This is a genomic window from Mitsuaria sp. TWR114, from assembly GCF_007997345.1.
Window position 1 is genome coordinate 1 of record NZ_VOSR01000272.1, and the last position, 6,826, is coordinate 6,826.

Consider the following 6,826-nt stretch of genomic DNA (forward strand, 5'->3'; position numbering starts at 1 on the left):
GCGGCAGGGGTGGCCGCGCGGAGGCGGCGTCGACGGCAATGTATCGGACTCGCGACCCGCCCGCGCGCCAAGGCAATGCCGCGACGCGGCGACCCGCGGCGTATCCGTGATTCCGCCCCGTCCTCAGCGACCCAGATAGAAGTCCATCGGAATCAGCTCGACCGCCCATCCGCCTTCCTCGCCCAGCGTGGCGGCCGGGTGCATGGACGCGATGCGCAGCGCTTCCTCCGGGCTGTCCGCCTCGATGATGAACAGGCCGCCGACCATTTCCTTGGCCTCGGTGTAGGGCCCGTCGGTGACCTGCGTCTTGCCGCCGCGCGGGCGCAGCGTCTTCCATCCTTCCAGGTCGCCCAGCGAGGCGGAGACCAGCACCTTGCCGGTGGCGCGCATCTTCTCGTCCAGCGCCGGGCACTGGCTGACCAGGGCCTTGACGTCTTCGGGCGCCATCGCGGCGAAGGCTTCGGGGGTGTAGTAGGCGAGGCCGAGGTATTTCATGGGCAGTCCTTGAGAGGGGTGATGCAGGGACGACGAACCGGCGCATCCGAATTCGACATCTTGCCGAAATTGACGTCGCTCCCCGTCCGCTGCAGACTGGCGACCTTCATCCACCCACCCCGACAGGAGAAGACCATGGAACAAGCAGATCGTGTCGACCTTCTCGTGTCCGGCTGCCTGAGCGCCCCGCGCTCCTGACTTCGCGCTCAACGCGGGTCCATTGATCGTCGCGCCAGTCGCGGCCGGCTTCCCACTCAGCTCACGCCATGCGCCATCGCGCGTGGTCGGGTTCGCGCCTGCGCGAACGAAGCCAAATTCAATGGACTCCCATGATCGACATCGACTTCGAGACGCTGCAAGCGCTCGGTCTCACCCCCTTGATCGCCTCCCGCGCCGCGCAGCTCGGCGCCCATGAACCGAATTCGCGCCTGGCGCGAGTGATCGAATCCCAACGTGACTGCTTCACGCTGCACGACGGCCACGGCGAGCGGCTCGCGCGTGCGCTGCCCCGGCTGGTGCAGCAGCTGCAGGTCAGCGCGCAAGCGCTGACGATCGGCGACTGGGTCAGCATGCAGGTGGACATCCACGGCCAGGCCTGGATCACCGATCGCGTCGACCCCGTCACGCAGATCGCGCGGCGCGCGAATGACGGGCGTCGCCAGCCGCTGGCGAGCAACGTCGACACGGCGCTGCTCGTGATGGGACTGGACGCCGACTTCAACGCGCGCCGGATGGAACGCTACATCGCCATGGTGACGGCCTGCGAGGTCACGCCGGTCGTCGTGCTGACCAAGCGCGACCTCGCGCCCGACGCGCCGGAGCGCATCGCGGAGATGCGCAGCCGCCTGCCGCTGACCGTTCCGGTACTGCCGGTCAACGGCCTCTCGCCGGCGACCTGCGCCGAGCTCGATCCCTGGATGCAGGCCGGACAGACGCTGGTGGTGCTCGGTTCCTCGGGCGTCGGCAAGTCGACCTTGATCAACACGCTGGCTGGCGCCGCCCAGGACACGGGCGGCGTGCGCAAGGGCGACGGCCGCGGACGGCACACGACGACGGCCCGTTCGCTGCATCGCACTGCGCTAGGCGCCTGCATCATCGACACGCCGGGGCTGCGCACCTTCCGGCCCGATGCGGACGCGCGCACGCTGGCGTCGTCCTTCGACGACATCCAGTCGCTCGCGCAGCATTGCCGCTTCCGGGATTGCCACCATGAAGGCGAGCCCGGGTGCGCCGTGGCGGCGCAGGTCGACCCCGACCGGCTCGACAACTACAAGAAGCTGATGCGCGACGCGCAGCGCGGCGAGATGACGGCGCTGGAGCGCATCGCGCTGCGAGGCAAGTGGAAGGCGATCGGCAAGGCGGGCAGCCAGCGGGCGCGTGACAAGCGGTCGTGAGCGGCCATCACTTCACGATCACCTTGCCGACCATGCCGGCCTCGAAATGCCCCGGCTGCAGGCAAGCGAACTGGAACTCGCCGGGCTGGGTGAACTGCCAGACGATGTCGCCGGTCTGGCTCGGTTTGACATGCGCCATGTTGGCGTCGTCATGTTCCATCTTGGGAAACCGCTTCATCAGCGCGGCGTGCTGGGCGATGGAGTCCGTGGTGCCCAGCACCATCTCGTGCAGCACCTGGCCGCTGTTGTGGACGACGAACCGGATCGTCTCTCCCTTCCTGACCGTCACGTCGGACGGCGTGAACCGCATGTTGTCGGCCATGTCGACCTGGATGGTTCGAACCACCTGCCCCGGTCGGCCCTCCTGGCCGAAGGCGGTCGCCTCGACCTTCCCGTCGTCATGGCGGCGGGGCTTGGCGGGGTCCTCGTCGCCATGGGCGACCACGGCGACCGAGACGAGGGACAGCACGGCGAAGGCACAGGCGTGCAGCGTTTTCATGGGGACTCCTTGGGTGACCGGCATGGCCACGGGTTGCGAACGTCGAGGGGGTCGGCATCGGGCCCGGAGCCCGCGACTCGAGGAGTCTGGACCTTGCCCCAGTGGGAAGGTCAAGCGGCTTGGGCCGTTCCCTGGCGGCGCCGACGCGGCCGAAGCAGACGTTTTTGCCGCATCACGGAGGTTCGCCACGCGGGTCGTCGCCACGCTGGCGAGGGGCGGGCGGGGCGCGCCGAAGGCACCGCGTCGTTGTCGGGCGGGGAACGGCACTTGCCCGCAGCAGGGCTCTTCCCGGGAGCAGGCATGTTGCTGGTATCAAGGTCGAGCGCGATGGCGAGGTCCAAGTGGCTGCGCTGTTGATGCGACTGCGGTCGCCGCTGCTGCGGCGCCTGCTGGTGGCGTTCATGCTCGGCACGATGGTGCCGGTGGCGACGGCATCGGTGATCTGCCAGATGCTCTGCGCGGTGTCGGCAGATCACGGCGAGAGCCATGCGCACGGCGAATCCCCCGGCCACCCCATGGCCGACGCGCCGGCTGCTGACACCGGCACGCACGGCCTCTTTCACGGCCCCTGCCAACTCGCTGCCGTCCCGACCGCGCCCTCCGGCGCCGCGTCGGCGGTGCTGCTCAAGCTCACTTTCGAGTGGGCGCGCAAGCCGCCGTTCGGGATGGCGTCCCATGTGCTGCCGCCGCCCGACCCACCGCCCAAAGCCTGAGCGTCTCCGCAAGCGGCCGCTTCGCCCGCGAAGCGGCCTCCATCCTTTTTGCCGGCCTTGAAGCGGCCGGCCTACCGGAGACCGACATGTCCCATCAAGTCAACCAAGCCTGCGTCGAGGCGTGCAACGCCTGTGCCGATGCCTGCGACCACTGCGCCACCGCCTGCCTGCGAGAGCAGGACGTCAAGATGATGGCGAAGTGCATTGCCCTCGACATGGACTGCGCCGCCATCTGCCGACTCGCGGCGAGCTACATGGCGCGAGGCAGTCAGTTCGACCGCCAGCTCTGCCAGCTGTGCGCCGCCGTGTGCGATGCCTGCGGCGAGGAGTGCGCCCGGCACGAGCATCCGCATTGCCAGGATTGCGCGGTCGCCTGCAAGCGTTGCGCGGACGAGTGCCGCCGCATGGCGGCGTAATCGGCCGCAGCGCCGCTTCTGACTTTCGCTTCTGACCTCGCAGATCCTTGGCGCTGGCATTGCGCCGAGGATCTGCGCCGCCCGGTCAGGAAACCGACGACGGGCGGTTCCGGGGCCCCCGGCCTGCGCGCCGCGGCGTGAACCGTCACCTGGATGGAGGCGCCGCCTCGTCCCTGGGCGTGACGGGCCACGGCGTCTTCCGTCGGGCCGCCATCTCCGCGCCCATGACCTGAAGCTCCGGCCCGGTCAGCGCTTCGAGCGCCGCCGGATAGGCCGCGTGGTCCTCGACCTCGATGTGCCCGCGGTACAGCGTCGCGAAGCGGTCCCAGCGTTCGCGCGCGCCGGGCAGCTCGTCGTCGCGCAGGCGGCCATCGCGGATCGCCTCGAGCGTGGGCGCGATCGCGGCCCACTGCGCTTCCATCTCGCGATGCTCGGCGCCCAGCCGGTCGGCGAGCGCGCCCTGGCCGCGTTCGCGCAGCCGCGGCAGCACATGTCGTTCCTCGTCTTCGTGGTGCAGCGGCGCTGCCAGGGTGAAGTAGCGCAGCACGTCGCCGGCCGCGTCCCGCGCCTGGCCGTCGCAGCCGTGCGCCGCGACGTGGGCGCCCAGGCGCGCCAGCAGCGCCAGCGTCCGCGCCATGCGCTCGTGGCACGCGCCCATCAGCTCGAACGGCGCGTCGAAGCCGGCGGCGGGCGCGGCATGCAGGAGGCTCACGCCGGAGTCACTCCAGGTAGTGGCCCATCCGCTTGCGCTTGGTCTCGAGGTAGCGCTCGTTGTGCGGATTGGCCGCGATGCGCAGCGGCACCAGCGCCTCGACCTCGACGCCGCCGGCCACCAGCGCGTCGCGCTTCTGCGGGTTGTTGGTGATCAGCCGGACGCTCTTCACGCCCAGCAGGCACAGGATGTCGATGGCGTCGGCGTAGTCGCGCTCGTCCTCGGCATGGCCCAGGCGCAGGTTGGCGTCGATGGTGTCGACGCCCGCCTCCTGCAGCGCGTAGGCGCGCAGCTTCTCGACCAGGCCGATGCCGCGGCCCTCATGGCCCCGCATGTAGATGACGATGCCGCCTTCGTCCTTCAGCAGGTCCAGCGCGCCTTGCAGTTGCGGGCCGCAGTCGCAGCGCAGCGACTGGAACACGTCGCCGGTCAGGCATTCGCTGTGCACGCGCAGCAGGCCGCCACGCTCCTGCAGCGGACCGACCGACAGCACCAGGTGCTCCGAGCCGGTGACCGGGCTGCGGAAGGCCCGCGCCTGGAAATCGCCCAGCGACGACGGCAGATGCACCACCTCCCACTCGGTCGCCCCTTGCGTGCCCAACGGGATCTTCTCGCAGTGATTCACAGCCATCTCTCCAGCAGTCACCTCGGCGCCCTCGCGGACGGCCTCGTCGTTCATGTCGTGCGGTGCGCGCCCGTCGTCGTCGACCTGCGCGCCCAAGGGCCGCAATTTAACCGTTCTCAGGGTAAACGCGCTGTCGCGGGCTGGAGAGGCCTCTCGGTCGCAGGGGCCTGGGCATGCAAAATCGGCCGCACCGCCACCGCCCCTGGGACGCCCATGACCGCTCTCCCGCCCGCCGCCGCGCCCGCGTCGACCCCCACGCTGCCGAGCCCGCGCTTCGACGAGTTCCCCCGCTACGAGGCGCTCACCCAGCTGCTGTTCAGCTACGCGGAGGCCTGTCCCAACCTGGTGTCGGTGCGGTCGATCGGCAAGAGCTTCGAGGGGCGGGAGATCTGGGTCCTCATCCTGACCAACACCGCCACCGGCATCGACGTCGAGAAGCCCGCCTTCTGGCTCGACGGCAACATCCACGCCGCCGAGCTGACCGCCTGCACCACCTGCCTGTACTACCTGCACGACCTGCTGAGCAAGTACGGCACCGACGCGCAGGTCACCCACCTGCTGGACACGCGCACGATCTACATGGTGCCGCGCCTGAACCCCGATGGCGCCGAGCTGGCGCTGGCCGACCGGCCGCGCCACATCCGCTCGTCCACGCGCCCGTATCCGTTCGACGAGGAGGCCGTCGAGGGCCTGAGCGTCGAGGACATCGACGGCGACGGCCGCATCCTCACGATGCGGGTCCCCGACCCGCACGGCGGCTACAAGAAGCATCCCGACGACCCGCGCCTGATGGTCGCGCGCCAGCCCGGCGAATTCGGCGGCGAGTACTACCGCCTGATGCCCGAGGGCCTGGTCATCAACCACGACGGCCTGACCATCAAGGTCAACCGCGACAGCGAGGGCCTGGACCTGAACCGGAACTTCCCCGCCGGCTGGCGCCAGGAGTTCGAGCAGGTCGGTGCCGGTCCCTACCCGACCAGCGAGCCCGAGGTGCGCGCGATGGTCGACTTCATGGTCGGCCATCCCAACATCGGCGCGGCCATCAGCTTCCACACGCACAGCGGCGTGATCCTGCGGCCCTGCGGCACACGCAGCGACGAGGAGATGGCGCCCGAGGACCTGTGGGCCTACCAGCGCTTCTCCAGGCTGGGCGAGCAGCACACCGGTTATCCGGCGGTGAGCATCTGGCACGAGTTCAAGTACCACCCCAAGGAGGTCATCACCGGCACGCAGGACTGGGTGTACGAGCACCTGGGGGCGCTGTTCTGGGTGGTGGAGCTGTGGTCGCCCAACAAGGAGGCGGGCATCACCGGCTACAAGTGGATCGACTGGTTCCGCGACCACCCCGTCGAGGACGACCTCAAGCTGCTGAAGTGGAGCGACGAGCACTGCGGCGGGCAGGCGCATGTCGAGTGGACCGCGTTCATGCATCCGCAGCTGGGGCCGGTGGAGATCGGCGGCTGGGACAAGATGAACTTCTGGCGCAACCCGCCGCCGCACCTGCGCGAGCGCGAGGCGGCGCGGTTCCCGGCGTGGATGAACCAGATCGCGCTCAGCCTGCCGAAGCTGGAGTTGCTGAGGACGGAGGTCCGGGCACTCGGGCCGGATACGTGGCGGGTGCGGATGGCGGTGGGCAACAGCGGCTGGCTGCCGGCCTACGTGACCAAGCAGGCGCTGGCGCGCAAGCAGACCCGCGGGGTGATGTTCGAAATCTTCCTGCCGGTGGATCCCGAAGTGGGGCTCATCAGCGGCAAGCCGCGGATGGAAGGGCCGCAGCTGGAGGGGCATGCGCCGAAGCAGACGCAGCTGGCGTTCCTGCCGGAGCGGGATATCACCGGCGATCGTGCCTATGGTGAATGGGTGGTCAGAGCGCCGCAGGGCACGCGGCTGAGCCTGGTCGCGTGGGCGGATCGCGCCGGCACGGTGAGGACCGAGGTCACGCTCGATTGAGGTTTGCTCCCTCTCCCGCTTG

Annotated in this window: 8 protein-coding genes; 4 read left to right on the forward strand and 4 right to left on the reverse strand. The window is 69.6% G+C overall.

What is annotated here, in order from left to right:
* Window positions 1-123: 123 nt before the first annotated feature.
* A complete protein-coding gene (locus FUT87_RS11740; protein ID WP_147240863.1) occupies window positions 124-495 on the reverse strand; it encodes a YciI family protein in 372 nt (123 codons plus the stop codon).
* Between the two features lie 329 nt (window positions 496-824).
* Here FUT87_RS11740 and rsgA point away from each other — a divergent pair, with 329 nt between their 5' ends.
* Window positions 825-1,889: a ribosome small subunit-dependent GTPase A gene (gene rsgA / locus FUT87_RS11745; protein ID WP_147240864.1), complete on the forward strand. Its 1,065-nt coding sequence runs from the start codon at window positions 825-827 to the stop codon at window positions 1,887-1,889.
* A gap of 7 nt (window positions 1,890-1,896) precedes the next feature.
* Here the strand turns inward: rsgA and FUT87_RS11750 are convergent, their stop codons facing one another.
* Window positions 1,897-2,412, reverse strand: a complete 516-nt coding sequence (locus FUT87_RS11750; RefSeq protein ID WP_255511744.1) for a plastocyanin/azurin family copper-binding protein — start codon at window positions 2,410-2,412, stop codon at window positions 1,897-1,899.
* Window positions 2,413-2,729: 317 nt separating this feature from the next.
* On the opposite strand from FUT87_RS11750, the gene FUT87_RS11755 reads away from it, so the two are divergent.
* Together FUT87_RS11755 and FUT87_RS11760 are read left to right on the forward strand one after the other, a co-directional pair.
* A complete protein-coding gene (locus FUT87_RS11755; protein ID WP_147241128.1) occupies window positions 2,730-3,101 on the forward strand; it encodes a hypothetical protein in 372 nt (123 codons plus the stop codon).
* A gap of 86 nt (window positions 3,102-3,187) precedes the next feature.
* Window positions 3,188-3,517: a four-helix bundle copper-binding protein gene (locus FUT87_RS11760; RefSeq protein ID WP_091730603.1), complete on the forward strand. Its 330-nt coding sequence runs from the start codon at window positions 3,188-3,190 to the stop codon at window positions 3,515-3,517.
* Window positions 3,518-3,662: 145 nt separating this feature from the next.
* On the opposite strand, the gene FUT87_RS11765 is transcribed toward FUT87_RS11760, so the two are convergent.
* Together FUT87_RS11765 and ribA are read right to left on the reverse strand one after the other, a co-directional pair.
* The gene (locus tag FUT87_RS11765; RefSeq protein ID WP_255511781.1) at window positions 3,663-4,229 is read right to left on the reverse strand and encodes a hemerythrin domain-containing protein; all 567 of its coding nucleotides are present in this window, start codon (window positions 4,227-4,229) and stop codon (window positions 3,663-3,665) included.
* 7 nt (window positions 4,230-4,236) lie between these two features.
* Window positions 4,237-4,860: a GTP cyclohydrolase II gene (gene ribA / locus FUT87_RS11770; RefSeq protein WP_217648492.1), complete on the reverse strand. Its 624-nt coding sequence runs from the start codon at window positions 4,858-4,860 to the stop codon at window positions 4,237-4,239.
* Between the two features lie 207 nt (window positions 4,861-5,067).
* Here ribA and FUT87_RS11775 point away from each other — a divergent pair, with 207 nt between their 5' ends.
* Entirely contained in the window at window positions 5,068-6,804 is a 1,737-nt protein-coding gene (locus FUT87_RS11775) for a M14 family metallopeptidase (RefSeq protein WP_147241130.1), read from the forward strand.
* The last annotated feature ends 22 nt before the right edge of the window (window positions 6,805-6,826 follow it).

Bases quoted from the DNA above. Each gene is read 5' to 3' on its own strand.
- rsgA (WP_147240864.1), top strand. From the start codon at position 825: ATGATCGACATCGACTTCGAGACGCTGCAAGCGCTCGGTCTCACCCCC.
- FUT87_RS11750 (WP_255511744.1), bottom strand. From the start codon at position 2,412: ATGCCGGTCACCCAAGGAGTCCCCATGAAAACGCTGCACGCCTGTGCC.
- FUT87_RS11760 (WP_091730603.1), top strand. From the start codon at position 3,188: ATGTCCCATCAAGTCAACCAAGCCTGCGTCGAGGCGTGCAACGCCTGT.
- FUT87_RS11740 (WP_147240863.1), bottom strand. From the start codon at position 495: ATGAAATACCTCGGCCTCGCCTACTACACCCCCGAAGCCTTCGCCGCG.
- FUT87_RS11775 (WP_147241130.1), top strand. From the start codon at position 5,068: ATGACCGCTCTCCCGCCCGCCGCCGCGCCCGCGTCGACCCCCACGCTG.
- ribA (WP_217648492.1), bottom strand. From the start codon at position 4,860: ATGGCTGTGAATCACTGCGAGAAGATCCCGTTGGGCACGCAAGGGGCG.